Below are 22,602 nucleotides of genomic sequence, written 5' to 3' on the forward strand. Positions count from 1 at the left end.
GCAGCCTGCGGCAGCTCCTACAGGGAGAATGCATTCCAACTGTAGGAGCTGCCGAAGGCTGCGATCTCTTGATCTTAATGCCTAGGTTTTTTCTCTATCCGCAACGCCTTGGCCTTCGCCTCTACCACCAAATACATCACCACCGTTATCAACAACGGCAACAGAAAATAAATCGCCCGATACGCCAACAACCCCGCCACCAGGCTCCCTCGCGAAGCCTCGTGTTGCAGCAGCGCAACAAACACCGCTTCCAGCACGCCAAGCCCCGCCGGAATATGCGTGATCACCCCGGCAATCGCGCTGATCAACAGCACGCCCAGCACCAACGGATAATCCAATTTGCTCGGCAATAACGTGAAAATCACCGCCGCCATGAGCGACCAGTTCAACGCGCCCAACAGCAGTTGCAACACTGCCATGCGCAGCGACGGCAGGTTGATTTCCACGCCACGAATCGACCACTCGCGGCGCTTGGAAAACTGACACGCCGCGAGGTAGCCGGCGCTGACCAGCAGCAATAAAATCCCGATGCCCTGCAACGCATCGCTGCTGACCTTCCACCCCGGCGGCATAGTCACCAGACCGCTGCTGAACACCGCACCGGCAATGGTCATGTAGCCAAACCAGTTAGTCGCCAGGCTCAGCCCGAGAATCTTGGCGATGTTGCCTTTACTCACGCCCAACCGTGAATACAGCCGATAACGCATGGCGATGCCGCCGACCCACGCGCTCAGGTTCAGATTGAACGCGTAGCTGATAATCCCCACCGGCAGGATCTGTTTCCAGGTCAGATCCTGACGAATGTAGGTGCGGCCGATCAGGTCGAAACTGGCGTACACCAGAAAGCTCAGCAGCGTCAGGCTGGCGGCAATGATCAGCGTGCGCACCTTGAAGTCGGCGAGGGTTTCCAGCACTTCTTTCCATTCGATGCGCGTGGCGAACATCGTCAGCAGCACGATCAGTGCGAGGAAAAACAGCAGCGTCAGCGGACGTTTCCAGCGGCTCCATTTCGAGTGCGTCGCTGGCGCCGCGTGACCGCTCGGGTGCGCTTCGGAATGGCTCATGAGCGGTTACCTCGAAACGGCTTGAGCCGCGGTTTGTGCGCCGGCAACCAACCCGCCATCGCCGGGAAATGCCGCAGAAAGTGGAACACCAGAAAGCCCACGGTCATGTGCCAGATACGTCCGCGCGGCGACTTGCTGGCGTCCATGGCTTTGCAGTGGTTTTGGCTGAGGTCTTCGAGGCGCTCGAACAGGTGCTGATTGAACGCGCGGTCACGGATCAGCACGTTGGCTTCCAGGTTCAGCGACAGACTCAGCGGATCGAGATTGCTCGAACCGACGGTGCTCCATTCTTCATCGACCAGCGCGACTTTGCCGTGCAGCGGACGCTGGCAATACTCATGAATCTGCACGCCAGCCTTGAGCAAATAATCGTAGGTCATGCGCGCCGCGAGCTTCGCCACCAGCATGTCTGGCTGGCCTTGCAGGATCAGCCGCACATCGACACCGCGCCGGGCGGCATTGCGCATTTCACGCAGCAAGCGGTAACCGGGAAAGAAGTAGGCGTTGGCGATCACCACACGGCGTTTGGCGCGGCGCAGCACTTGCAGATAAACGTCTTCGATATCGGTGCTGTGCTGGTCGTTGTCGCGGAACACCAGGCGTACCTGACCGTCATGATCATCGAAGGCCATTTCCGCGCGACGCTGGCGCCGGCGTTGCCACCAGAACCGCGCGCGGCCCGGCCGGCCACTTTGCAGCAGGGCGAAGTGATGGATGTCGGCGACCGCCGGGCCCTGAATTTCCACCGAATAATCCTGCTTGGCTTCAGGACCGAAATCAGCCAGATGATCGCCGGAAAAATTGATCCCGCCGATGAACGCGACCATGCCGTCGACCACGACGATTTTGCGGTGCAAGCGGCGGAACCAGTTGGTACGAATGCCGAGGCGTTTCGGCGCTGGATCGAAGATCTGCAAATGCACACCGGCCTCGCTCAGCGCGGCGAGATAGCCGGTGGTCAACTCGCCACAACCGAAGCCGTCGAGGCTGACGGTGGTGCGCACGCCGCGCTTGGCCGCATCAATCAGAATCTCCTGCAACTCGGCGCCGACCTTGTCTTCGAAAACGATAAAGGTCTCCAGCAGAATTTCACTCTTCGCCGCGCGCATCGCTTCAAACACGCGAGGAAAATATTCCTCGCCGTTTTCCAGCAATTGCACATGGTTGCCGCCCTGCCAGCGGTACTCGACGTCGACCTGGCCGGGCTCGCGCACCGGAGGGGTAATGCTGATGGGTTCCACGGCGGATTTCTCCAGCGGCGTGCTGTTCATAGTTCGATCTCCACCGATAACGGTGCGTGGTCGGAAAGGTGAGACCAGGGCCGGTTGGCAAGGACTTTCGGCTGGCTGGCTTTGAGGTTACGGACATAGATACGGTCGAGGCGCAGGGTCGGCAGACGTGCGGGGAAACTGCGCGCCGGTTTGCCGTGGTGCTCGGCAAAGACTTCGCGCAGGCCGCAGGGTTTGAGCAACGCATCGGCGCGCTGGCGCCAGTCATTGAAGTCACCGGCGACGATCACGGGCGCGTCGTCCGGCAGTTCGGCCAAGCGTTCGCCGAGTAGCTTCAGCTGCGCGTTGCGATGACTTTCACGCAGGCCCAGATGCACGCAGATCGCATGGATCTCGGCGCCGTCGCCGGGCAGACGCAGCACGCAATGCAGCAGGCCACGGTTCTCATGGCCGCTGATCGACACGTCGAGATTGTCGTGGCGGATGATCTGGAATTTCGACAGCAACGCATTGCCGTGATCACCGTCCGGGTACACCGCGTTGCGCCCATAGGCGAACTGCGGCCAGAGGCTGTCGGCGAGGAATTCATACTGCGGCATCGTCGGCCAATTGCTGTAGCGCTTGTGATGATGTTCGTGGGTGCCGTGGACTTCCTGCAGGAACACCACGTCGGCGGCGACGCTGCGCACCGCTTCGCGCAATTCCGGAAGGATGAAGCGCCGGTTGAGGGCGGTAAAACCCTTGTGGGTATTGACCGTCAGCACGGTGAATGTGCGCACCGACGGCGCGACGACCGAGCCTTCATCGGTGAAGCCGACCGGTTCTGAAATACTCATGCCAGCACTCCTTCGCCAGCGGGTTCGCCGGGGGTGGTGGCGAGGTCTTTATCCAGCTCGAAACGGTGCAGCAGATCACGGGCGTCGTAGGGCGCGCGGACTTTGATGTCGTTGTCGAAATAGCAGAACACTTCGCGGGATTTGCGTGCGCGCGGCTTCAAGCGCGGGGCGATCAGATGGGCATCTTTCGGTTGCTCGCCATGGTGCCAGGCGTCGATGCGCTCGGCCCAACGCTTGAGGGCTGGCGCGGTGTAACCGCTGGCGTAGAGTTCTTCGGCGCCGTGCAGGCGCAGATAAACGAAGTCGCTGGTCAGGTCTTCGCGGTAGGGCCATTTATCGGCGGTGTCGGCGATTACCAGCGCGGTGTTGTAACGCTTCAGTAACCGCACAAATTCGGGATCGAGGAAGCTGTCGTTGCGGATTTCCACGGCATGACGCAGCGGCTTTTTGCGCCAGGCTTTCATGCTCGCGTGGCCGTGCAGGTGGGAGTCGTGTTGATGGGCGAGGGCGGCCGCCGCTTCGGTGTCGTGCGGCAATAGCGCGAGGAAATGCTCGAAACGCTCGGGCTCGAATTTGAAGTTCGGCGGGAACTGCCAAAGGATCGGCCCGAGTTTTTCCTTGAGCTCGAGAATCCCGGAGGCGAAGAAGTTAGCCAAGGGTTTTTCGATATCGCGCAAACGGCGGATATGGGTGATGAAGCGCGGGGCTTTGACGCTGAAGACGAAGTCGTCGGGTGTTTCGGCGTACCACTGCGCATAGCGTTCGGGCCGTTGCAGGGCGTAGAACGATCCATTGATTTCGATGCTGTTGACCGCCCTCGACGCGAACTGCAGTTCGCGCTTTTGCGCCAGTCCCTTGGGGTAGAAGTCCCCGCGCCACGGTTCGTAGCGCCAGCCGGAAATACCGATGTGAATCGTCGCCATGCCACCCTCCCGTTGAAAGCCCTCGTGTTGCCGCTGTCTTTTGATGACTGCGGGCGGATCGGGAAAGTTTCGGCGGTATTACGGACGGTCAGCCAATAGGGGTGACCGAGCCTTTGTAGGAGCAGAGCTTGCTCGCGAAAGCGGCGGATCATCCAGCATCAATGTTCAATGAAAGGACGCCTTCGCGAGCAAGCTCTGCTCCTACAGAACCACAGGACACGGGCATAGGGGGAGGGGCTCGTGAACTTGCCGGGCAATTATCGATCAGTTCCTTACAGGTTCAGCCACGGGAGATCGGAGTTTTGGTCAAGTTCAGGATCGCCATTCTGCTGGGAGCATTGCTGTTTCTCGGTGCCAGTGAAATCGACGCCGCCGCGCTGCCGGGTGTTCCGGCCGCTGCCGAGGAACCGGCCAAACCCGAGCCGCTGGTGCAGGGCGGTCTGCTCGGTGCGATCAGTTCGAGCATCGACGACGTGCAGGACAAACTCGACATCAACGAGCATCTGGTCGACGCCTGGCGCCTGCGCGCCGACCGTGCGGCCGATGAAGTCGACAAATTGGTCAACCAGCCGTCGAACCGCTCAGGCTGGAGTGTCGCCGGGGATTTTCTCACGCTGTCTGGCACCTGGCTCGGCAGTTTTGCGCTGCTCACCGTTCTCGGCAGTTTGTTGGCCAACCGTATGCGTGGAGGCCGCTGGTTACGCACCCGCCAACGCAGTCAGGATCTGATCGGTTACCTGCTGCCGTACACCCTTCCGGCGCTGATCTGCCTGCCGTTGACCCTGTATGTCAGTCATTTTCTGCAAGCTTCGGTGGGGCGCGCGCTGGCGCTGTGTCTGGCTTATGCCACCAGCAGCGGCATCTTTTCCACTTCGATGCTGCTATGCGTGGTGGTGATGTTCAACGTCGGGCACAAACGTCCCGCTGCACGTATCATCCGCAATTATTGCCCGCGGCCGTTGTTCCTGATCGGCTTCCTCGCCGCCCTCAGCGATGCGCTGACCAGCCCGCAAATCGCCCGGCAACTGGGCGGCAATATCACCAGCAGCGTCGCCGTGTTTACCGGCCTGATCGCCTCGGTGATTTTCGGATTGTTGGTGATTCGCTTGCGTCGCCCAGTGGCGCATCTGATCCGCAACCGCTCGCTGGCTCAACGTTTGAAACAGCCCTCCTTGCAGGAGTCACTGCGGATTTTTTCCGGGCTGTGGTATTGGCCGATTGTGTTGATGGTGCTGGTCTCGGCGGTCAACCTCATCGGCATCGGCGAGGACAATCAAAAAGCCCTGCGCTGCGCGTTGTTCACCACGGTGCTGCTGATCGGCACGGTATTTCTCAGCACGATTCTGCAGCACTTGTTCAAGTCACGAAAAGCCGAAGCGATCCAGCGCAGCAGCGCTTACAAGGAACGCTTCCTGAGCCTGTTGCACGCCTTGCTGCGGATCGTCATCGCGATTGCCTTCATCGATATTCTCGGACGGATCTGGGGCGTGTCGCTGCTTGATTTCGCCCAGAGCAGCACGGTCGGGCGAGCGATCAGTAACGCGCTGAGCAGCATCGGTCTGATCTTCTTGGTGACGTGGTTGTTGTGGGTGGTGCTCGACACGGCGATTCAGGAGGCACTGAAACCACCGCTCAGCAAACGCGCGGCGCGCCAACCGAGCACACGGGTGAAAACCATCCTGCCGCTGCTGCGCAACGCGATCAAAATCATCCTCGTGGTGATCTGCGCGATCACCACCATGGCCAACCTGGGGATCAACGTTGCGCCACTGCTGGCGGGTGCCGGGGTGGTCGGTCTGGCCATCGGTTTCGGTTCGCAGCAACTGGTGCAGGACGTGATTACCGGGCTGTTCATCATCATCGAAGACACCCTGTCGATTGGTGATTGGGTGGTGCTTGATTCCGGGCATGCCGGCACGGTCGAAGGGCTGACCATTCGCACGCTGCGGCTGCGTGACGGCAAGGGTTTTGTGCACTCGGTGCCGTTCGGCCAGATCAAGGCTGTGACCAACCAATCGCGGCAGTTTGCCTATGCGTTTTTCTCGGTGCAGTTCACCTATGACACGGACGTGGATAAAGCCATCGAGTTGATTCGCGAGACCGGCGATTCGATCCGCGAAGACCCGTTCCTCAAGTACAACCTGCAAGGGCCGCTGGATGTGTTTGGCGTGGACCGGATGGATTTGAATGGCGTGGTGCTGACGGCGCAGTTCAGGACGGTGTCGGGCGGGCAGTATGCGGTGAGCCGGGCGTTTAACCAGCGTTTGAAGAAGCTTGTGGATAACACCGAGACGGTGCATTTCGCGCAGACTTATCCACAGCAGGTTCTGTTGCCGAAGCGGCAGGTGCAGGAGGGAGAGGTGGTGGCGACCGAGGTGCCGCAGGGGTCGCGGACATAGCGCAGGTCTCGTGTTGCTAATACTGGCCTTATCGCGAGCAGGCTCACTCCTACAGGGGAACGCATTCCAAAATGTAGGAGTGAGCCTGCTCGCGATGAGGTCAGAACAGTCACCCTCAATGCCGAATCAGCTTGCCGCGCACCTGCTCCATATCGATCTGATCCAGCTCCAGCCAGAACTGCTGCTTGCCGGCAATCTCCGCCGCCGCCGGCAACCCATCCCGATACACCAACCGATTGTTCACCAGCGCCGGCACTTTCACCCCCGGCAACAACGTCCCGGCCAGGTTCAGTGGATCAACCCCACACACCGCCACCAGACTGCCGTCATGCGGCCGCCGCCGTACCTCGCGCAACAGTGGAATGGCTTCGGGCAAGGCAAACTGTTCCCCCGCCAAACCACTGACAAACCGCCCGCCACGAATCTCGCCGCGCGCTTCCAGCCGATGAAACGTGCGCAGCAATTCCCGCCAACTCGGCAGCCAATCCGCTTCACGCTCCAGCAAGCGCCAGAACACCACGCCGTAGCGGCGCAGCAAGGTCATGGCGACATGCTCCAGGGTTTCGCTGTTATCCACAGCCGCCCCGCGCCGTAGCAACGCCCAGCGCCCGGCATCATCCATGCCGCCAACAAACGCCCCGCGTCCACGCCGACTGCTGCGCTGCTGGCGCTTGCTCGCCGGCGTAATCAGCGCGCGCAGGCCGGCGAAGCTGTCGGCGTTCACCAGCCCGGCGCCGACCAGTTCCTGCAAGGCGATTTCCAGTTCGGTGCGCAGCAAATGCGCTTCATGAATCAGCTCATCGAAAAACAGCGCACCGTGCTGACTAAGCGCTTCGAAGACCTTCTGGGTTTTCGGCGAGAGTTCGCTCTCGGGCGTCTGTTCGGCCAGCGCGCTCCATAAGCCAACCTGATTGCGCGGCAGCAAAACGATTGGCGTACTGCGTAAAGCCGTGCCGCTGATTTTTTGCCGGGCACTGAGGCGCGTCCACACCAGTTTGCCGTTGCGGCACAGGTCATCCAGCCAGCTCGGCGAATAGTCCTTGAGCCGCGCCGGGAGAATGTCACTGTCCCACGCCGAGGCCGCTGCCGCGTAACCTTCAAACTGGCCGACAATCGCCGGCAACACCGCACTGCCTTGGCCACGAGTCGAGGGCGAAAGATGCTGCCAGTCGAACAGAAAGCGCATGAAATCCTGCAACGCCACCGGTTCGATTTCCCGGCGCAGACGCTTGACCGTGTAGCGATGAATACGCGCGAGCAGGTGGCGTTCGCACCATTCCTCGATGTTGAGTTTCGGCGTGAACTGGCCGCGCAGCACGTAGCCTTCACGCTCCAGTTGGGCGAGAGCCTGATTGACTTGAGCGGTCGGCAGCGCGAGCGGTTCAGCTATGGCAGGTAACGGCAGTGGGCCGAACGCACCGAGGCGCGCACGGATTACTTCGACCAACGCCTCGTCGAACGCCCAGACCTCATCGAATCCCGGCAACGCATCCAGCTCAGGCTGCAATTTGGCCTGTGGATAAAGCGCTTGCAGGCAGGTCAGGCGTTCGCGAGCCAGCCATAAACAATGCTCGGCATTGATCTGCAATCGGCAGGCGCGACCGCTTTTGGCCAAGGTTTCCAGCCATTCACGCCAACCTTCGTTCGCTTGCACCTCATCCTCGCTGATACACGCCAGACTCATCAGCGCCTCATGCATTTCATCCACAGCGTTCGGCGTCGGCCAGGCTTCTTCGCGTACGGCCGTAATCGCGTCGGCATCCAGCGCACCGAGATCATCAGTCGATTGCGGATCGCTCCAGCGGCGGTTGATCACTGCTTGGGTACGACGTTCTTCCAGCGGTGCATCGTCGAGGAAGGCGTACGGCCGCGCACTGAGAATTTCCGCCGCGAGCGGTGAGGGCGCCGGCAAATCGCGACTGATCAAACGCACCTCGCCACGCTCCATGCGCCGCAGGAGATTGAGCCAGCCTTCGCTGTCCATGGCCTCGTGCAGGCAGTCGTCGAGGGTTTGCTCAATCAGCGGATGCTCGGGAATTTCCCGTTCGCCGGCGAGGTTTTCCAGGCAGGCGATCTGATCGGGAAACACGCTGGCAATCAGGTCTTCGCTTTTCATCCGCTGCAACTGCGGCGCGACTTTGCGGCCACCGGTAAAACGCGGCAATGCCAGCGCCACGCCGGCATTCCAGCGCCAGCGCACGCCGAACAGCGGCGCATCGAGCACCGCTTGAATCAGCGTGTGCTCGGCGTTGTTGCTGTGCAGGTAGCGCCAGATCTCATCCAGTTCAAAGCTGTGGCTGGTGGACAGCGACAACACGATGGCGTCCTCGCTGGCGGCAGCCTGCAATTCGAAGTTGAACGTGCGGCAGAAACGCTTGCGCAGGGCCAAACCCCAGGCGCGGTTGATGCGGCTGCCGAACGGTGAATGGATGATCAGTTGCGTGCCGCCGGACTCGTCGAAAAATCGCTCCATCAACAGCGTGTCCTGCGAGGGCAGGGCGCCGAGGGTTTGCCGGGCGCGGGCGAGGTATTCGACCAGTTGCTCGGCGCTGGCGAGGTTGAGGCCGAGGGTCTGCGTCAGCCAGACGAGGGCTGGTTGCAAGTCTCCGGGGCTGGCGCCAAGCAACGTGTCGAGCTGCGCTTGCAGGCGCGCCACGGCGAACGACAACTCATCGCTGCGCCCCGGTGCTTCGCCGAGCCAGAACGGTATGGTCGGTGGCTGGCCGTGGGCATCCTCGACGCGCACCTTGCCGGTTTCCACACGCAGGATCCGATAAGAGGTATTGCCGAGCTGGAACACATCGCCGGCAATGCTTTCCACGGCGAAGTCTTCATTGACGCTGCCGATGTTCAAGCCTTGCGGCTCAAGCATCACGCTGTAATCGGCGTTGTCGGGGATGGTGCCGCCGCTGGTCACGGCAGCGAGTTTCGCCCCCCGGCGGCCACGCAAGGTGCGGCTGACGGCGTCGCGGTGCAGGTAGGCGCTGCGAATGCCCTGACGACCGTTGTAGCCTTCGGCGAGCATGCTCAGCAGGGCTTGATAGTGTTTTTCGTCGAGGTCGCGATAGGGCGAGGCTTGGCGGAACATCGCCAGCAAGGCGTCTTCTGACCATTCCTGACAGCTGACTTCGGCGATGATTTGCTGCGCCAGAACATCCAGCGGCGCGACGGGAATATGCAGGGTGTCGAGTTCGCCACGGCGCACGCAGTCGAGCAGGGCGGCGCATTCGATCAGGTCGTCGCGAGTGGTGGCGAACAACCGGCCCTTGGGCGTGCCGCCGACCTGGTGTCCGGAACGACCGACCCTTTGCAGAAACCCGGCGATGGAGCGCGGTGAAGCGATCTGACAGACCAGATCGACTTCACCGATATCGATGCCCAGTTCCAGCGAAGCGGTGGCGATCAACACCTGCAACTCGCCGCGCTTGAGGCGTTGTTCGGCGTCGAGGCGAAACTCCTTGGCCAGACTGCCGTGATGCGCCGCCACTGCATGTTTGCCGAGGCGCTCGCTGAGGTGCCGGCTCAGGCGTTCGGCGAGGCGTCGGGTGTTGACGAAAATCAGCGTGGTGCGGTGCTCGCGGGCCAGTTCGGCGAGGCGGTCGTAGACCAATTCCCAGACATCATTGGCCATGACGGCCGATAACGGCACGGGCGGGACTTCGATGCCCAGATCCCGTGGCCGGGCGTGGCCGATGTCGATGATTTCGCAGGGGCGATCATGGCCGACGAGGAATTGCGCTACGGCTTCGACCGGTTTCTGGGTGGCGGAGAGGCCGATGCGGGTCAGCGGTTCGGCGCACAGCGCTTGCAGGCGCTCCAGGCTCAGGGACAAGTGGCTGCCGCGTTTGCCGGCGGCCATCGCATGGATTTCGTCGATGATCACCGTGCGCGTGGTGCCGAGCATTTTTCGCCCGGATTGCGAGCCGAGCAGGACGTAGAGTGACTCCGGGGTGGTCACCAGAATGTGCGGCGCGGTTTTGCGCATGGCCGCGCGGTCTTTTTGCGGGGTGTCGCCGGTGCGCACGGCGGTGGTGATGTGGATTTCCGGCAGGTTCATCTGCCGCAGCTGTTCGGTGATCCCGACAAGTGGATTTTGCAGGTTGATGCGGATGTCGTTGGACAGGGCTTTGAGCGGCGAAACGTAGACCACCAGGGTTTCAGCGGGCAGGCCGTCGGGGTTTTCCAGGCCACGGTGGACGAGGTCGTCGAGTACGGCGAGGAACGCGGTCAGGGTTTTGCCCGAGCCGGTGGGCGCGGCGATCAGCGTCGAGCGGCGCTGGCGGATCAACGGCCATGCGCGGGCCTGGGCGGCGGTGACCGTCGGGAAGGTCTTGCGGAACCAGGCGCTGACGGCGGGGTGAAAGCCTGCCAGAGCGCTGTCGGCGGGGAGGGGCAGATTCATGGCTTAAGTTATGCGGTCGCAGGGGGGAAGATGCAAGTACCGCTCAGGAGCTTCAGCGTCTGGTCGGGCCTCTTCGCGAGCAAGCTCGCTCCCACAGGGGATTTGCGGCGCACATAAATCCACTGTGGGAGCGAGCTTGCTCGCGAAGGGGCCAGATGCCACGACACAAATCCCGGGGATGTACACTTTACGGATGACGGTTGCGCACTAAACCCGCAAAATGCAACGATTCCGGCAATTATCGGCGACGCTTCCACAAGATCCGTCGCTCAAGCCATCGTTCCAATCAGACTGGGCCTGCTGACTTTATGCGAATGCGCCTTATGTTACTGGGCGGCGGAAATGCCCTTGGGCAGGCGCTGATTCGCCTCGGTGCAGAGGAAGACATCGGTTTCCTCGCCCCCCGCCCGCCCGAAAACGGCTGGGATGCCGCGAGCCTGACCCAATTGCTCGACGACACCCGTCCCGATGCGTTGATCAACCTCGCCTACTATTTCGACTGGTTCCAGGCCGAGACGGTCAGCGAAATCCGTATGGCCGGGCAGGAACGCGCGATCGAGCGTCTGGCCGAATTGTGCCAGCACCACAACATTGTCCTCGTGCAGCCCTCCAGTTATCGGGTGTTCGACGGCTCGCGCGCCACCGCTTACAGCGAAAAAGATGAACCAGTGCCGCTGGGCCTGCGCGGTCAGGCGCTGTGGCGCATTGAGCAGAGCGTTCGCGCGACTTGCCCGCAGCATGTGTTGCTGCGTTTCGGCTGGCTGCTCGATGACAGCGCCGACGGCACCCTCGGACGTTTCCTCGCCCGCGCCGAGCAACCGGAAGAATTGCTCTTGGCCGATGACCGCCGTGGCAATCCGACCCCGGTCGATGACGCTGCGCGGGTGATCATCTCGGTGCTCAAGCAACTCGATTGCGCCGCGCCGCTGTGGGGCACTTATCACTACGCCGGCCACGAGGCGACCACGCCGCTGGCGCTGGGTCAGGCGATTCTCACCGAAGCGCGCAGCCTGCACGCCTTGGCCATCGAGGCGCCGACCGCACAGGCTCACGCCGCGCGCCCGGACGCTGCCGAAGAACCGCAACACGCGGTGCTGGCCTGCAAGAAAATTCTGCACACTTTCGGGATCAAACCGCGCGCCTGGCGTGCCGCGCTCCCGGCTTTACTGGATAGGTTTTATCGTCATGGCTGAAGGCCCTGTTTTAATCACCGGCGGCGCCGGTTTCATCGGCTCGCACCTGACTGACGCGTTGCTCGCCAAGGGCCATTCGGTGCGGATTCTCGATGACCTGTCGACCGGTAAACGCGCCAACCTGCCGCTGGACAATCCCAAGGTTGAACTGGTTGTTGGCGATGTTGCCGACGCGGCGCTGGTCGCTCAAACGATGCAGGGTTGCAGCGCCGTGGCGCACCTTGCGGCTGTGGCCTCGGTGCAGGCTTCGGTGGATGATCCGGTGAAGACTCACCAGAGCAATTTCATAGGCACGCTGAATGTCTGCGAAGCCATGCGTCAGGCCGGGGTTAAACGTGTGCTGTTCGCCTCCAGCGCGGCGGTGTATGGCAACAACGGTGAAGGCGAGTCGATCGACGAAGACACGCCGAAAGCACCGCTGACACCGTATGCCTCGGACAAATTGGCCGGTGAGCATTACTTCGATTTCTATCGCCGCCAGCACGGTCTGGAACCGGCGATTTTCCGCTTCTTCAACATCTTCGGCCCGCGCCAGGATCCGTCCTCGCCGTACTCCGGGGTGATCAGCATCTTCAGCGAACGCGCGCAGAAAGGGTTGCCGATCACCGTGTTTGGTGACGGTGAGCAGACGCGGGATTTCCTCTATGTCGAGGATCTGGTCGATGTGCTGGTGCAGGCGATTGAAAAGTCTGAAGTGGAAGCCGGCGCGGTGAATGTTGGCTGGAATCAGTCGATGAACCTCAAGCAAATGCTCGCGGCGTTGCAGACAGTGGTGGGTGAGTTGCCGCCGATTAGCTACGGGCCGGCGCGGTCGGGGGATATTCGGCATTCGCGGGCGAATAATCAGCGCTTGCTGGCGCGGTTTAAGCTGCCGGAGCAGACGCCGATGAGTGTGGGGTTGGCGCGGTTGTTGGGGCGTTCCTGAGAAGAGCCCCTCACCCTAGCCCTCTCCCGGAGGGAGAGGGGACTGATTGCGGTGGATGGTCGAGTTACGCCGACGTGAGATACCGAGTCGAATTCAGGTTTTGAAAAACATGAAGATCGGCTCCCTTTCCCCCTCTCCCAGAGGGAGAGGGCTGGGGTGAGGGGGTTGGATTTCAGCCACCCAACAATTCCAGCAGACATGAAAAAGGCGCCCTTCAACAGGCGCCTTTTTCACGGCCGGAATGTACCGCTATCCCTTGTGGCGAGGGGATTTATCCCCCGATCAACTAACTGGCAGTCGCCTTCAGATTCAAGTCTGCCCACCACCAAGCCTCATCCACCACCACGCGAATGTTCCTTAGAACTTGTAACCCAACCCCACCATGTACACAAACGGATCAACATCCACATTCACCCGTGCCCGAGTGCCCGGCGCCACTGCGTTGTTCTCCACTGTCGCGCGAGTATCGATGTCGATATAACGCACTTGGGCGTTGATCATCACCTTGTCAGTCAGCATGTAATCGGCACCGACCTGCCACGCCAGCCCCCAGGAGTTTTTCGCCTTGAAGTTGCTGAAGCCTGCAGTCTGCGCTTCGCTGCCGACGTGTTCGTCATAGATCCAGGTGTAGTTGATGCCGCCGCCCACATACGGTTGGAAGGCCGACTTCGAATCCAGCGGGTAGTAAACGACGCTGAGGGTCGGCGGCAGGTGTTTCAGGGTGCCGAGTTTGCCGTTGGCCGCCGGCAGAGCAGTGTTTTTCAGCTTCACGTCATGTTCGAACGGCGAGGCCGCCAGCAACTCGATACCGATGTTGTTGGTGATCATGTAGGCGAAGTTGAGACCCAATTGAGTGTCGCTGCTCATGGTCGCCTTGCCGCCCAGATTGGCGCCGCTCAGCGGACCCTGATCGACCTTGACGCTGGAGCTGTCGGCCTTCGGGTTGACGGTGATTGCACCGGCGCGAACGATAATGTCACCGGCATCGTGGGCGTGGGCGAGCGGGGCTGCGAGCGCGAGGGCAAACAACGAAGCGCTGAGCAAGGACTTGTTCATGGGGGCTCCAAAGGACGTTAAAAATTTCTGACGTCCTATGGTACGAAGCCAACTGATACGGTCTTTTGACGCAGCTCAATGAAACAGTGAAGTCCGCAAAAGATCGCAGCCTTCGGCAGCTCCTACAGAGAAACATGATCCCCTGTAGGAGCTGCCGAAGGCTGCGATCTTTTGATCTTGAAACTACCGGGATTTACTCCGGCAGCTCATACACATAAATCTTGTCCGCCTCCATCTGATACCCGGCATCCGCCAGCTCGCTGCTCGACGCCTTGACCTGCAACGGCCCCTCGATCCAGTAAGGCTGATACAGCTCATCCAGCTTCACGCCCAACTCGCTTTTCACATGCACGATCTGGTTCGACGGCGGTGGCGGCACATGGATGCACGCGCCGAAATACGGCACCAGCAAGAAGTCCGTGGTGCGCCCCTCTTCATTGACTTCCAGCGGCACGATATAGCCCGGCAACCGAATGTTCTGGCCATCGAGCGCCTGCACCACCGGCGCGTTCGGCAGATCCTGCTTCGCCGCTGGCGCTGACTCCGCCGACAGCGCATCGCTCATTTTCGACATGTCGTGCAGCGGGGTCATGTTCGGCACTTCCGGTGCGGCGTCCGGCGGGATCATTTCCGACCATGTCAGGTCTTTTGGCGCCGCGGCCCACACGGGCAGGGCAACCAGCAACAGCAGCGCAAGTACGGCGCGGGGCATGGTGAACATCCTCATAAACGGATCGACAGGCCATCGGCCAACGATTGGCGATAAGCGCGCCAGGCCGGCACGGCGCCCATCAGCAGCGCGGCCGCCAGAATGCCACCGAGCAGCGTCCATTCATACTCGCTCGGCCACGCCAGCGGCAGAAACAAACCGTAGTTGGCCTGAACGTAACCCTGCGCCGCAGCGATGCCGATGTACAGCAACGCAACGCCGGCGATCACCCCGGTCAGCGCCAGAGCGAACGCTTCCAGCACCAGCAGACTCGCGATGTGCCACGGCCGCGCACCGACCGAACGCAAAATCGCCATCTCGCGGCGACGCTCGTTGAGGCTGGTGAGAATCGCCGTGAGCATGCCGATCAAACCGGTCAGCACCACGAACAGCGAAACCACGAACAAGGCTTTTTCAGCGGTGCTCATCAGGCTCCACAACTCCTGCAACGCCACGCCCGGCAGGATCGCCAGCATCGGCTCGCCACGGAATTCGTTGATCTCACGTTGCAGCGCAAAAGTGGAAATTTTGCTGTTGAGACCGAGCATAAACGCGGTGATCGCTTGCGGCGTCAGGTCCATATTGCGCGCCTGATCAGCGCTGATCCGCCCATTGCCTCGGGCCGGCACGCCGTTGTGCCAGTCGATGTGAATCGCCTCCATGCCACCGAGGCTGATGTGCAACGTGCGATCGACCGGCGTGCCGGTGCGCTTGAGAATGCCGACCACGGTGAACGGTTTGTCGTCGTGTTTGACCAGACTGATCGCCGCCACACCGTGGGCCAGCACCAGTTGGTCGCCGAGTTTGTAATGCAATGCGTCGGCGACTTCAGCACCGAGCACCACTTCAAACGGATCGGTGGCAAACGCACGACCGTCGGCCAACTCCAGATGCTGCTTGCGACCGTACTGGTAGTGCTCGAAATACGCTTCAGTGGTGCCCATCACGCGATAGCCGCGATGGGAGTCGCCGAGGGACATCGGGATCGCCCACTTCACTTTCGGGTTGTTGGCGAAGTGTTCGAAGCTGTCCCAGCGAATGTTGTTGGTGGCGTTGCCGATGCGGAACACCGAGTACAGCAATAGATTCACCGAACCGGAGCGCGCGCCGACAATCAGGTCGGTGCCGCTGATGGTGCTGGCGAAACTGGCTTTGGCTTCGGTGCGCACCCGTTCAACGGCGAGCAGCAGGCACACTGACAAGGCAATCGCGAACGCGGTGAGGAGGGCGGTAAAGCGGCGGTTGGCCAGGCTGGCCATGGCCAGACGAAACAAATACATCTCAGACCTCGGCAGACGTGGCGGCGCGATTGAGTTCGGCCAGGGACAGATGACGGTCGAACAACGGCGCCAGGCTCTGATCGTGGCTGACGAACAACAAGCTCGATCCGGCTTCGCGGCACTCGGCGAACAACAGACGAATGAAGTTTTCCCGGGCGTCGTAATCCAGCGCCGAGGTCGGTTCGTCGGCGATTACTAGTTCGGGCTGACCGATCAAGGCACGCGCGGCGGCCACACGTTGTTGCTGACCGATCGACAGCGAATCCGCGCGACGGCTGAGAATGCTTTCATCCTTCAGACCCAAGTGCGCGAGCAGGGTAGCGGCGGCTTGATCAACGCTGCCGTGACGCTGTTTCGCCCGTTGCGCACGCAGTTTGGAGAAGTGGCATGGCAGCTCGACGTTCTCGCGTACCGAGAGAAACGGCAGCAAGTTGAACTGCTGAAAAATGTAGCCGGTGTGATCGACGCGGAAGGTGTCGCGGGCGCCGGCGGAGAGTTCGGTCAGTTCCTGGCCGAGCAAACGAATGCTGCCGCGATCCGGTTTCTGCACGCCGCCGAGCAGGCCGAGCAGGGTGGTTTTGCCGCTGCCGCTCGGGCCTTTGAGAAACAGGGTTTCGCCCGGTTCCAGACGAAACGCCGGGATGTCCAGCAACGGCGGGTGACCGGGCCAACTGAAGCCCAGGTCGGACAGTTCGATGAGTGCTTGGGTCATGGCACCAATATCATGAGTTTTCATAGCCCCTGTAGGAGCTGCCGAAGGCTGCGATCTTTTGATCTTGAAAACAAAAGTCAAAAGATCGCAGCCTTCGGCAGCTCCTACAGGGGGATTTTCGGTGTGATCAGAATTTCAGGGAGGCAGCCTTGGCCGTCACTTCAGCACCTTGCTGGCCGCTCGCGCTGATCAGTTGTACCTGAATTTTCTGGGTCGCCGGGAAGGTATTGAAGATGTTCGCCAGATCCAGGGTCTTCAACGCGCCGGGCGTTGCGCACTTGATCTGGTAGTGCGCGTGGATTTCGCTGTGGTCGTGGTGATGTTCGTGACCGTCCTTGTCCGCTTCATCTTCGTCATGATCGTCGGCATCCGGTTTGTCGCCAAACAACGGACTCTCGAGTTCCTGACCGACGACTTTGCAACCGGCAGCGGCTGGCAGACTGAACAGCGCCAATGGTTTTTCCAGCTGCGCACGGGCTGCGGCGACTTTGGCTTTATCGGCATCCGTGGTCGCGAGGTGTTCGAAACCCACGAGGTTCATCGCCGGGCTTTCCAGCTCCAGTTCAAGGGTCTGGCCGTCGAGCGCGGCGTTCAGGCGACCGACACCGTGCTCATGCGCGCCGAGGCTGCCGTGTTCATGATCGTGGTCGTGCTCATCGGCAGCATGGGCGACGGCCAGCGGCAACAGGGCAAACGGCAAAGCGAGCAGCAGACGGCGCATGGCGAACTCCGGGAGTAAAGTGAAGAGTTTGTTATGTAATCTTATAACGAAAGTCCGCAGAGTTTGCCCGTGCGCTTGGCGTTGCACAAGTCCCGTGGGAGCATGCAGGTCAGAAAAGTGCAGGAGCGAACTCAATGTTGCGGATACGCGGAACCGTCGGTGACCTGCCGGTGGATTTGACGGTGGAACTGGATGACAGCGACTGGGCACGTCTCGGCTCGGCCCTGAATGGTCAAGCGCAGACGGCGCAACCTGAAGTGGCCACGTCGGCGCCAGCGGCGAAACCGCTGAATCAGGATGATGCGTTGTGGCAGGTGGCGCGGGATCTGTTGCGCAAGGCCGGGCAACTCAGCGGGCCGGATCTGCTCGATCAGCTTGAAGGGCTGACCGGCAGCGCGGTGGCGGGCAAGCGCTTGCTGGTGCGTTTGCGCCACAGTTCGGACGTGAAAGTGGTGAGTGGCGGGGATACGCCGCTTTACAGCTGGATCGAATAAGCCGCAAAAGATCGCAGCCTGCGGCAGCTCCTACAGGGATGTACACGATCCCAATGTAGGAGCTGCCGAGGGCTGCGATCTTTTGATTTTAATAAAGGGCAGCAAACATCTTCCGGCGGTAAACGCTGACCAGCGGATGATCGTTGCCCAGCAACTCAAACACTTGCAGCAACGTCTTGTGCGGCAAGCCCTCGGCATAATTGCGATTGCGGATAAACAGCTTGAGCATCGCCTCCAGCGCGGCTTCGTACTGTTGACGCGCCAGTTGCTGGATCGCCAGTTGATATACCGCTTCATCGTCCTGCGGATCTTTTGCCAAACGCGCTTTCAAGTCAGCCGTATCCGGCAGATCACGCGCCAGACCAAGGAATTTGATTTGTGCCTTGGCCCCGGCCAGCGCGGCTTTGTGTTCGTCGCTTTTGACCGCATCCAGCACGGTCTGCGCTTCGCCCAGCTCACCGCGTTCAGTCAGGCAACGCGCGTAGAGAATCAGCGCTTTGGCGTTGGTGTTGTCTTCATTGAGCATTACCACCAGCGCCGCTTCGGCATCGGCATAACGGCCGTCATCGAACAACGCTTGAGCCTGTTCGAATGGATCGACTTCGGCCGGCGGTGGCATCTGCACATGCGGCTCAAGCAGGGCACGCACGGCGGATTCCGGTTGCGCACCGGCAAAACCGTCGATCGGTTGACCGTCCTTGAACAGCACCACGGTCGGCAGGCTGCGAATGCCGAAACGGGCGACGATGTCCTGCTCGATGTCGCAGTTGACCTTGGCCAGCAGCAACTCGCCCTGGTAACTCTCGGCAATGGTTTGCAGCATCGGCATCAGCGCCTTGCACGGCGCACACCATTCGGCCCAGAAATCCACCAGCACCGGTTTGCTGAAAGAAGCCTCGATCACCGACTGGTCGAAATCGGCCGTCGTGGCGTCGAAGATGTACGGCGTTTGCTCACTCATGGGGGATCTCGTCAAAGCGTTTATGAACGCACTATAAGCGGTGGCGCAAAAGATCGCAGCCTTCGGCAGCTCCTACACGCGGATGCGCATTGCACCTGTAGGAGCTGCCGAAGGCTGCGATCTTTTAACGATCTCAATCACGCCGCGCATGGTAAAGGCTGACATGCCGAAATTCCTCAGGCTCCGCGAGATCCGGCAACGTCATCGCCTCAAGCATTTCAATACGTTCATACAACGGATGGCGAAAATCCCGCACCCGCGAATCCGCCACCAACGCCTCACGGCCACGGCTCAAAAACGCATCGAGCAACGGCAGATTCGCCCGGTCATACAACACGTCCGCCACCAGAATCAGATCAAAGCGGTCGGCCTCGGCAAAGAAATCTGTCGAATAACCCATCTCGACATCATTCAACGCGGCATTCGCCCGGCAGGCGGAAATCGCCAGTGGATCGAGATCGCACGCCACCACCTCCAGTGCCCCGGCCTTCACCGCCGCAATCCCGGCAATCCCCGAGCCAGCGCCGAAATCCAGCACACGCTTACCGCGCACCCACTCGGGAAACTCCGCCAGATAACGCGCCACCGCCAGACCGCTGGCCCAGCAGAATCCCCAGTACGGCGGCTCATGCAGAATTCGCTGGATTTCTTCCTGGCTGAATTGGCGATCCATGTTGTCGCCATCGATCAGCCATAGCTGTAAATCAGTGTCGGACAACGCGCAGACCTTGAGTCTGGCGTCGCCGAGCAATTCACCTAACGCTAGTTGCAGGTCGAGCGGTGCCGTCATGGTGCTTTGACAAATTGCAGTTGGCCCAACGCCTGAGTGGTCGGCTGGCTGATGGTTTGCGAAGGCAAATGCAGGATCAACTGGCCGGACTGGCTGGCGCGGCCACGCAGCTCAACTCGCGCACCGGCCGGGAAGGCGTCCGGGTTGAAGCGCAGGCGGAACGGCAGGATCTGGTTGTTGCCGATCAGGCTGGAGCTGGCGAGCAATTGCTGCGGGCGATCCTTCTCATCGATCACCAGCAGCGCCAGCTCGACTTCGGCGCCGGCCGGCACGCCTTGCAGGGTGCCGCTCAGTTCACGTTGATAAGCCGGCAGCGGGCCAAGCTCGGCGGCTTCCTTGGCTTTTTTCTGCGCCTGTTGTGGCGCCGGGCCTGGCGTCGGCGGCTGGGGCTTGGGAGCATCGCTGCCACAGGCCACCAGCAGGCTGAAAAGACTGAGCAAAACGAGCGGACGTAACGGCATTGGAGGCTCCGGCAAAATGAAATCCATGGATCAAACGATCATGCCGTTCTGTATACCGCAAACCCTATGGCTTGTCTTGCCACCGGGATGCGCTACCATGGCCCTCCCTTTTTTTGTTGCCAGCCACCATGCACTGTCCCTTCTGCGGTGCCAACGACACCAAGGTCATCGACTCGCGTCTGGTCGCCGAGGGCGAACAGGTGCGCCGCCGGCGTGAATGCCTGGCCTGCGGCGAGCGTTTCACGACGTTCGAGACGGCCGAACTGGTGTTACCGCGCCTGATCAAAACTGACGGCAGCCGCCAACCGTTCGACGAAGAAAAACTCCGCGCCGGCATGCAACGCGCCCTGGAGAAACGTCCGGTGAGCGTCGAGCGCCTCGAATCCTCTCTGGTTCACATCAAGCACAAGCTGCGCGCCACCGGCGAACGCGAGGTCAAATCCCTCGTGGTCGGCGAACTGGTCATGGCCGAATTGCAGAAGCTTGATGAAGTCGCCTACATCCGCTTCGCTTCGGTGTACAAGCGCTTCCAGGATCTCAACGAATTCCGCGAAGAAATCGACCGCCTAGCCCGCGAACCGGTGAAAGAATGACCACCGTCGCCGAGCAGGCCATCCTCGACGCCCACTTTATGTCGCGTGCGCTGGAACTGGCGCGCAAAGGTCACTACTCCACCCATCCCAATCCTCGGGTCGGCTGTGTGGTGGTGCGCGACGGGCAGATTGTCGGCGAAGGCTGGCACGAACGCGCCGGCGAACCCCACGCTGAAGTCCACGCCCTGCGCGCCGCCGGCGAACTGGCCCGGGGCGCCACTGCTTATGTGACCTTGGAACCGTGCAGCCACCATGGCCGTACGCCGCCGTGTGCCGATGCGCTGGTGAATGCCGGGGTTGCTCGGGTGGTTGCGGCGATGCGCGATCCTAATCCGCAAGTTGCCGGCCGTGGTTTGCAGCGTCTGGCCGATGCCGGCATCGCCACCGAAAGCGGTGTGCTCGAAGCCGAGGCGCGCAAGCTCAACCAGGGTTTCCTGAAACGCATGGAACACGGCTTGCCGTTCGTGCGGGTCAAGTTGGCCATGAGCCTCGACGGTCGCACCGCGATGGAAAACGGCGAGAGCCAATGGATCACCGGCCCGGCCGCGCGTTCGGCGGTACAGCGTTTGCGCGCTCAGGCCGCCGTGGTGCTGACCGGCGCCGACACCGTGCTGGCCGATGGTGCACGTTTGACTGTGCGCGCCGACGAGTTGGGGCTGGATGGCGAACAAACTGCGCTGGCCATGAGCCGTCCGCCGTTGCGCGTGCTGATCGACGGGCGCCTGCGCGTGCCGCTCGATGCACCGTTCTTCAAGGCCGGCCCGGCGTTGGTTGCCACTTGCATGGCGGTCGAAGAGCAATACGCCAATGGCCCGGAATGCCTGATCGTGCCGGGTGATGACGGTCAGGTCGATCTGCATCAATTGCTGATCGAACTGGCCAATCGCGGCGTCAACGAAGTGCTGGTCGAGGCTGGCCCACGTTTGGCCGGCGCCTTCGCTCAGCTCGGTCTGGTGGATGAATTCGTGATCTTCATCGCCGGCAAGTTCCTTGGCTCCACGGCGAGGCCGTTGCTCGACTGGCCGCTGGCCCATATGAAGGATGCCCCGGAGCTGAAAATCAGTGAAATTCGTGCGGTGGGCGATGACTGGCGAGTCACTGCCATCCCTGTGCCATCGGCGAGCGTATAATTCCCGGCCATCGCGTTAGCGCTGGCTTAGTTCTCAAGGAGAACCCCATGTTTACCGGCATCATCGAATCCATCGGCAGTATCCGCGCACTGACCCCAAAGGGCGGTGATGTGCGGGTACACGTCGCAACCGGCAAGCTCGACCTGAGCGACGTCAAACTCGGCGACAGCATTGCAGTCAACGGCGTGTGCCTGACGGCGGTCGAGCTGCCGGGCGACGGCTTTGCCGCCGACGTCAGCCGTGAAACCCTCGACTGCACCGCCATGAATGACCTGAAAAGCGGCAGCCCGGTCAATCTGGAAAAAGCCCTGACCCCGACCACCCGTCTCGGCGGGCATCTAGTCAGCGGCCACGTCGACGGCGTCGGCGAAATCGTCTCGCGCTCCGACAATGCCCGCGCCGTGGAATTTCGCATCCGCGCGCCGAAAGAACTGGCCAAGTACATCGCCCATAAAGGCTCGATCACCGTCGACGGCACCAGCCTGACCGTGAACGAAGTCGATGGCGCCGAATTCATGCTGACGATCATTCCGCACACCCTGAGCGAAACCATCATGGCGTCGTACAAGCCGGGTCGCCGGGTGAATCTGGAAGTCGATTTGCTGGCGCGTTATCTGGAGCGTCTCCTTTTGGGCGACAAAGCCGCAGAGTCGGCATCCGGCGGCACGATCACTGAAAGCTTTCTGGCCGCCAATGGCTATCTCAAATCCTGACTCAAGGGGGT

General features: G+C 61.1%; 20 protein-coding genes. 7 read left to right on the forward strand and 13 right to left on the reverse strand.

The features are described from left to right. Positions 1-74 precede the first annotated feature (74 nt). From KFS80_RS24860 to KFS80_RS24875, 4 genes are read right to left on the reverse strand one after another with little or no spacing between them, the layout of a single operon-like run. Positions 75-1,064: a lysylphosphatidylglycerol synthase domain-containing protein gene (locus KFS80_RS24860; protein ID WP_212546243.1), complete on the reverse strand. Its 990-nt coding sequence runs from the start codon at positions 1,062-1,064 to the stop codon at positions 75-77. Continuing rightward, entirely contained in the window at positions 1,061-2,335 is a 1,275-nt protein-coding gene (gene clsB / locus KFS80_RS24865) for a cardiolipin synthase ClsB (RefSeq protein ID WP_212546244.1), read from the reverse strand. The genes KFS80_RS24860 and clsB overlap by 4 nt, the downstream gene beginning before the upstream one ends. Then, positions 2,332-3,129 (reverse strand): endonuclease/exonuclease/phosphatase family protein, encoded by a 798-nt coding sequence (locus KFS80_RS24870; RefSeq protein ID WP_053124281.1) that lies wholly within the window; start codon positions 3,127-3,129, stop codon positions 2,332-2,334. Before KFS80_RS24870 ends, clsB begins: the two co-directional genes overlap by 4 nt. Next, positions 3,126-4,052 (reverse strand): DUF72 domain-containing protein, encoded by a 927-nt coding sequence (locus KFS80_RS24875; protein ID WP_159815621.1) that lies wholly within the window; start codon positions 4,050-4,052, stop codon positions 3,126-3,128. Before KFS80_RS24875 ends, KFS80_RS24870 begins: the two co-directional genes overlap by 4 nt. Before the next feature lie 302 nt (positions 4,053-4,354). Between KFS80_RS24875 and KFS80_RS24880 the strand changes: the two genes are divergently transcribed. Continuing rightward, complete coding sequence (locus KFS80_RS24880) at positions 4,355-6,451, forward strand: mechanosensitive ion channel family protein (RefSeq protein ID WP_053124278.1); 2,097 nt, start codon at positions 4,355-4,357, stop codon at positions 6,449-6,451. A 115-nt stretch (positions 6,452-6,566) separates the two neighbouring features. Here the strand turns inward: KFS80_RS24880 and KFS80_RS24885 are convergent, their stop codons facing one another. Beyond that, the gene (locus KFS80_RS24885) at positions 6,567-10,853 is read right to left on the reverse strand and encodes a DEAD/DEAH box helicase (protein WP_212546245.1); all 4,287 of its coding nucleotides are present in this window, start codon (positions 10,851-10,853) and stop codon (positions 6,567-6,569) included. A gap of 308 nt (positions 10,854-11,161) precedes the next feature. Between KFS80_RS24885 and KFS80_RS24890 the strand changes: the two genes are divergently transcribed. Further along, positions 11,162-12,046 (forward strand): sugar nucleotide-binding protein, encoded by an 885-nt coding sequence (locus KFS80_RS24890; protein ID WP_159815618.1) that lies wholly within the window; start codon positions 11,162-11,164, stop codon positions 12,044-12,046. Continuing rightward, positions 12,039-12,971: an NAD-dependent epimerase/dehydratase family protein gene (locus KFS80_RS24895; protein ID WP_212546246.1), complete on the forward strand. Its 933-nt coding sequence runs from the start codon at positions 12,039-12,041 to the stop codon at positions 12,969-12,971. Before KFS80_RS24890 ends, KFS80_RS24895 begins: the two co-directional genes overlap by 8 nt. Positions 12,972-13,328: 357 nt before the next feature. Here KFS80_RS24895 and KFS80_RS24900 read toward each other — a convergent pair whose 3' ends face one another. The 5 genes from KFS80_RS24900 to KFS80_RS24920 all read right to left on the reverse strand — a co-directional run bounded on the left by KFS80_RS24900 (position 13,329) and on the right by KFS80_RS24920 (position 17,449). Continuing rightward, positions 13,329-14,027: an OmpW/AlkL family protein gene (locus KFS80_RS24900; protein ID WP_053124272.1), complete on the reverse strand. Its 699-nt coding sequence runs from the start codon at positions 14,025-14,027 to the stop codon at positions 13,329-13,331. 193 nt (positions 14,028-14,220) lie between these two features. Beyond that, entirely contained in the window at positions 14,221-14,739 is a 519-nt protein-coding gene (locus KFS80_RS24905) for a DUF3299 domain-containing protein (protein WP_053124335.1), read from the reverse strand. Between the two features lie 11 nt (positions 14,740-14,750). Further along, positions 14,751-16,016 (reverse strand): ABC transporter permease, encoded by a 1,266-nt coding sequence (locus KFS80_RS24910; RefSeq protein ID WP_212546247.1) that lies wholly within the window; start codon positions 16,014-16,016, stop codon positions 14,751-14,753. 1 nt (position 16,017) lies between these two features. Further along, complete coding sequence (locus KFS80_RS24915; RefSeq protein ID WP_053124268.1) at positions 16,018-16,728, reverse strand: ABC transporter ATP-binding protein; 711 nt, start codon at positions 16,726-16,728, stop codon at positions 16,018-16,020. Between the two features lie 127 nt (positions 16,729-16,855). Further along, complete coding sequence (locus KFS80_RS24920) at positions 16,856-17,449, reverse strand: DUF2796 domain-containing protein (RefSeq protein ID WP_212546248.1); 594 nt, start codon at positions 17,447-17,449, stop codon at positions 16,856-16,858. 134 nt (positions 17,450-17,583) lie between these two features. Here KFS80_RS24920 and KFS80_RS24925 point away from each other — a divergent pair, with 134 nt between their 5' ends. Then, positions 17,584-17,943, forward strand: coding sequence for a hypothetical protein (locus KFS80_RS24925; RefSeq protein WP_212546249.1), 360 nt, complete (start codon positions 17,584-17,586; stop codon positions 17,941-17,943). 88 nt (positions 17,944-18,031) lie between these two features. Here the strand turns inward: KFS80_RS24925 and trxA are convergent, their stop codons facing one another. The 3 genes from trxA to KFS80_RS24940 all read right to left on the reverse strand — a co-directional run bounded on the left by trxA (position 18,032) and on the right by KFS80_RS24940 (position 20,155). Beyond that, positions 18,032-18,904 carry a thioredoxin gene (gene trxA / locus KFS80_RS24930; RefSeq protein WP_212546250.1) on the reverse strand — a complete coding sequence of 291 codons (873 nt, stop codon included), beginning with the start codon at positions 18,902-18,904 and terminating at the stop codon, positions 18,032-18,034. A 133-nt stretch (positions 18,905-19,037) separates the two neighbouring features. Further along, positions 19,038-19,694: a class I SAM-dependent methyltransferase gene (locus tag KFS80_RS24935; RefSeq protein ID WP_212546251.1), complete on the reverse strand. Its 657-nt coding sequence runs from the start codon at positions 19,692-19,694 to the stop codon at positions 19,038-19,040. Continuing rightward, a complete protein-coding gene (locus KFS80_RS24940; protein WP_053124259.1) occupies positions 19,691-20,155 on the reverse strand; it encodes a YbaY family lipoprotein in 465 nt (154 codons plus the stop codon). Before KFS80_RS24940 ends, KFS80_RS24935 begins: the two co-directional genes overlap by 4 nt. A 128-nt stretch (positions 20,156-20,283) precedes the next feature. On the opposite strand from KFS80_RS24940, the gene nrdR reads away from it, so the two are divergent. Genes nrdR through KFS80_RS24955 form a run of 3 tightly spaced genes read left to right on the forward strand, consistent with a single transcriptional unit; the run spans position 20,284 to position 22,591 of the window. Then, positions 20,284-20,748: a transcriptional regulator NrdR gene (gene nrdR / locus KFS80_RS24945; protein WP_007910946.1), complete on the forward strand. Its 465-nt coding sequence runs from the start codon at positions 20,284-20,286 to the stop codon at positions 20,746-20,748. Continuing rightward, on the forward strand, positions 20,745-21,878 hold the full coding sequence (gene ribD, locus KFS80_RS24950) for a bifunctional diaminohydroxyphosphoribosylaminopyrimidine deaminase/5-amino-6-(5-phosphoribosylamino)uracil reductase RibD (RefSeq protein WP_212546252.1): 1,134 nt from the start codon (positions 20,745-20,747) through the stop codon (positions 21,876-21,878). Before nrdR ends, ribD begins: the two co-directional genes overlap by 4 nt. A 47-nt stretch (positions 21,879-21,925) precedes the next feature. Then, positions 21,926-22,591: a riboflavin synthase gene (locus tag KFS80_RS24955; RefSeq protein WP_159815460.1), complete on the forward strand. Its 666-nt coding sequence runs from the start codon at positions 21,926-21,928 to the stop codon at positions 22,589-22,591. Positions 22,592-22,602 lie beyond the last annotated feature (11 nt).

It is taken from the genome of Pseudomonas rustica (assembly GCF_018336155.1).
GTDB lineage: Bacteria > Pseudomonadota > Gammaproteobacteria > Pseudomonadales > Pseudomonadaceae > Aquipseudomonas > Aquipseudomonas rustica.

Excerpts from the sequence above, each read along its gene's own strand:
- clsB (WP_212546244.1), bottom strand. The coding sequence starts at position 2,335 with ATGAACAGCACGCCGCTGGAGAAATCCGCCGTGGAACCCATCAGCATT.
- KFS80_RS24910 (WP_212546247.1), bottom strand. The coding sequence starts at position 16,016 with ATGTATTTGTTTCGTCTGGCCATGGCCAGCCTGGCCAACCGCCGCTTT.
- KFS80_RS24900 (WP_053124272.1), bottom strand. The coding sequence starts at position 14,027 with ATGAACAAGTCCTTGCTCAGCGCTTCGTTGTTTGCCCTCGCGCTCGCA.
- KFS80_RS24935 (WP_212546251.1), bottom strand. The coding sequence starts at position 19,694 with ATGACGGCACCGCTCGACCTGCAACTAGCGTTAGGTGAATTGCTCGGC.
- KFS80_RS24955 (WP_159815460.1), top strand. The coding sequence starts at position 21,926 with ATGTTTACCGGCATCATCGAATCCATCGGCAGTATCCGCGCACTGACC.
- KFS80_RS24895 (WP_212546246.1), top strand. The coding sequence starts at position 12,039 with ATGGCTGAAGGCCCTGTTTTAATCACCGGCGGCGCCGGTTTCATCGGC.
- KFS80_RS24925 (WP_212546249.1), top strand. The coding sequence starts at position 17,584 with ATGTTGCGGATACGCGGAACCGTCGGTGACCTGCCGGTGGATTTGACG.
- KFS80_RS24875 (WP_159815621.1), bottom strand. The coding sequence starts at position 4,052 with ATGGCGACGATTCACATCGGTATTTCCGGCTGGCGCTACGAACCGTGG.
- KFS80_RS24860 (WP_212546243.1), bottom strand. The coding sequence starts at position 1,064 with ATGAGCCATTCCGAAGCGCACCCGAGCGGTCACGCGGCGCCAGCGACG.
- nrdR (WP_007910946.1), top strand. The coding sequence starts at position 20,284 with ATGCACTGTCCCTTCTGCGGTGCCAACGACACCAAGGTCATCGACTCG.
- KFS80_RS24885 (WP_212546245.1), bottom strand. The coding sequence starts at position 10,853 with ATGAATCTGCCCCTCCCCGCCGACAGCGCTCTGGCAGGCTTTCACCCC.
- KFS80_RS24905 (WP_053124335.1), bottom strand. The coding sequence starts at position 14,739 with ATGCCCCGCGCCGTACTTGCGCTGCTGTTGCTGGTTGCCCTGCCCGTG.
- ribD (WP_212546252.1), top strand. The coding sequence starts at position 20,745 with ATGACCACCGTCGCCGAGCAGGCCATCCTCGACGCCCACTTTATGTCG.
- KFS80_RS24940 (WP_053124259.1), bottom strand. The coding sequence starts at position 20,155 with ATGCCGTTACGTCCGCTCGTTTTGCTCAGTCTTTTCAGCCTGCTGGTG.
- KFS80_RS24920 (WP_212546248.1), bottom strand. The coding sequence starts at position 17,449 with ATGCGCCGTCTGCTGCTCGCTTTGCCGTTTGCCCTGTTGCCGCTGGCC.
- KFS80_RS24915 (WP_053124268.1), bottom strand. The coding sequence starts at position 16,728 with ATGACCCAAGCACTCATCGAACTGTCCGACCTGGGCTTCAGTTGGCCC.
- trxA (WP_212546250.1), bottom strand. The coding sequence starts at position 18,904 with ATGAGTGAGCAAACGCCGTACATCTTCGACGCCACGACGGCCGATTTC.
- KFS80_RS24890 (WP_159815618.1), top strand. The coding sequence starts at position 11,162 with ATGCGAATGCGCCTTATGTTACTGGGCGGCGGAAATGCCCTTGGGCAG.
- KFS80_RS24870 (WP_053124281.1), bottom strand. The coding sequence starts at position 3,129 with ATGAGTATTTCAGAACCGGTCGGCTTCACCGATGAAGGCTCGGTCGTC.